Genomic DNA, 2,221 nt, shown 5'->3' with positions numbered 1-2,221 from the left:
CTTTTACAACCGCCAGCGGCGCCACTCGCGCCTCGGCAATGTTCCGCCCGCGTTGTTCGCTGAAAAATTCAGCAAACAGACACGGGCGGCTTGAAACAAGAGTGTCCGCTATTGACAGTACACCTCATGGCTGTAGAGTGAGAGAGCCCGCTTCGGTGGGCTTTTTTGCGTCTGTGCTGCGGGCGGGTGGCAGTTTCGTAGGTCGGGTTGGCGAACGCGTAAGCCGACATGCACAGCCTCAGACGCATCGGGCTTTGCGGCCTGCGATCCCGCCAGCAATAGCGCTGATACCAACTCACTTACCGGCAGTCGATATCGATCTCGTTCTGCCCGGCCTTGCTGCCTTTTCTGTAGGTGAATTGGCAAAGGCTGACGCTGTCGTCCATTCTCCTCGACAGCGTAACTTCCCCATGCACGCCGTAGCTGCATTGCAGCCACTTGCCGTCTGGATAGCGGCCTTCCAGGCGGTAGCTGAGCGTCGTTTGCCCTTTCTTCTTGCGCTCCTCGCTGGGCACCAGCTGCCCCCTGCGCTGCGGCGCGCCGTCGATAGGCGCTGCGGCGCTCAGATAGAGCGGGCTGTCGATATACGGCGTCCAGCCAGCCGGTACGCCGGTCAGGCTGATCGATGCCGCAGGCACGCTGTCCGGGCAAGCATATGAAGCGGCCATGGCTGCCTTCGCGAATATCGGGAAAAGGCAGCAGGCGGCGCCGGTCAACAAACGTCTAGGTTGCATGGATACTCCCCTATTCGATGACGAAAAAAGCATCGGCATTGTTGCTGGGGTCGATATGCAAGCCATTCTTGTACTGGCCTTTGGAACGCACGGTGCGCGAAGTCACGATGCCTAGGCGCTTGCCCGACCACTGATCCATGACAATGATCCCATCCAGCACCTGCCCCATATACAGGGCCGCGTGATTGCCTTGTTGATGATTCGCATACTTGCCGTTGATAAACGTGGCAATGGCCGTGCCCTTGCGCAGCAAGCGATTTCCCAGCACTGCCTCGCCCTGCTTCCAGGCCAACGTGGCAGGCGCGCCCGCATAGTGGCGGACCAGCGCAACGCATTGATGGTTGCCGACCATGGTGGTTTTTTCCAGTTCATCGACTTTGGTGTAGGTGTAGGACATGGAACTCTCCGAGGTTGATGGGAGAGGCTTACGATACATGCAGGGAACTATGGGGGAGTTGAGAAGGGACAAGGTTTGCGGGGAGTAACGGTTACGCAAATTTGATTGCGTATCTGTATTCGAATGAATACAATGAATTCATGAAGACGGTCAAAAAAACCAAGCACTTCAGCAACTGGTTGTCCGAGATCAAGGACGACAAGACAAGGGCAATTATTGCCCAACACATCGTCCGCCTGGAAAATGGGCTGGGTGACGTGAAGGCAGTTGGTGGCGGCGTGCGTGAATTACGCATTAATGTAGGGCCAGGCTGGCGTGTGTACTTCATCGAAGTTGAAGGGTACGTGATCGTGTTGCTCCTGGGCGGCAACAAGAGCACCCAGACTGCCGACATCAATAAGGCCAGGCAGATGGTCACAGAATTGAAGAAGTCTGCTGCAGCGAAATCCGCCGCAAAACCGACAAAATAATAGCGAACCGAAGCAATACAGGAGGTGCATCATGACTGAGCACAACATCACACTGTCCGACCTTGAAGGGCTGGATCTGGAAGACTTCGACCCAGCGGAATACATCACCAGCGATGAAGCGGCCGCTGCCTACATCACGCAAGCACTGGCAACGAACGACGCCGCCATATTCGCCGCCGCCATTGGCGATATCGCGCGTGCGCGCGGCATGAGCGAAATCGCCAAGGCGGCTGGCTTGGGCCGCGAGAGTTTGTACAAGGCACTGCGCCCGAATAGTCAGCCGCGCATGGAAACCATGACCCGCGTACTTGGTGCGCTTGGGGTGCGGCTGGTGGCGGAGGTTGTTGGGGCTGGGAAGGGGGATAAGGTGGGTGGCGCTGCAAGGACGAGTATGGCAGGTAAGCCTGTTGTGAAAAAGGCAGTGGATGCGAAGGTGGGGCTGCCGGGCAAGCAGGCTATAGATTAGGCCTGAGTTGCCAATATCCCTGCCGCCGGGGGTGTACTGAATTCTGTGTAAACGGTTTTTCGTTTAAGTCTGCGGTACCCGGTCTTCAAACTGGATGGCGAAGCGGTTCAGTGCCGCTTTCCAGTCCCGTATTGGCATCGTCCACTTCTTGCTA

Annotated in this window: 4 protein-coding genes; 2 read left to right on the top strand and 2 right to left on the bottom strand. The window is 57.0% G+C overall.

The annotated features are described in order from the left end of the window. Window positions 1–299: 299 nt before the first annotated feature. Together CSZ94_RS27170 and CSZ94_RS27165 are read right to left on the bottom strand one after the other, a co-directional pair. Window positions 300–734 (bottom strand): STY0301 family protein, encoded by a 435-nt coding sequence (locus CSZ94_RS27170; protein WP_308410615.1) that lies wholly within the window; start codon window positions 732–734, stop codon window positions 300–302. Window positions 735–744: 10 nt separating this feature from the next. Then, a complete protein-coding gene (locus CSZ94_RS27165) occupies window positions 745–1,131 on the bottom strand; it encodes a BPSL0067 family protein (RefSeq protein ID WP_102124337.1) in 387 nt (128 codons plus the stop codon). Window positions 1,132–1,271: 140 nt separating this feature from the next. Here CSZ94_RS27165 and CSZ94_RS27160 point away from each other — a divergent pair, with 140 nt between their 5' ends. Continuing rightward, a complete protein-coding gene (locus tag CSZ94_RS27160; protein WP_102124336.1) occupies window positions 1,272–1,601 on the top strand; it encodes a type II toxin-antitoxin system RelE/ParE family toxin in 330 nt (109 codons plus the stop codon). A 31-nt stretch (window positions 1,602–1,632) separates the two neighbouring features. Further along, complete coding sequence (locus CSZ94_RS27155; RefSeq protein ID WP_180977660.1) at window positions 1,633–2,067, top strand: addiction module antidote protein; 435 nt, start codon at window positions 1,633–1,635, stop codon at window positions 2,065–2,067. The last annotated feature ends 154 nt before the right edge of the window (window positions 2,068–2,221 follow it).

It is taken from the genome of Janthinobacterium sp. ROICE36 (assembly GCF_002869965.1).
GTDB lineage: Bacteria > Pseudomonadota > Gammaproteobacteria > Burkholderiales > Burkholderiaceae_D > Janthinobacterium.
Note: the sequence above shows the minus strand (reverse complement) of the source record. Positions and strands in the feature narration are given on the sequence as shown.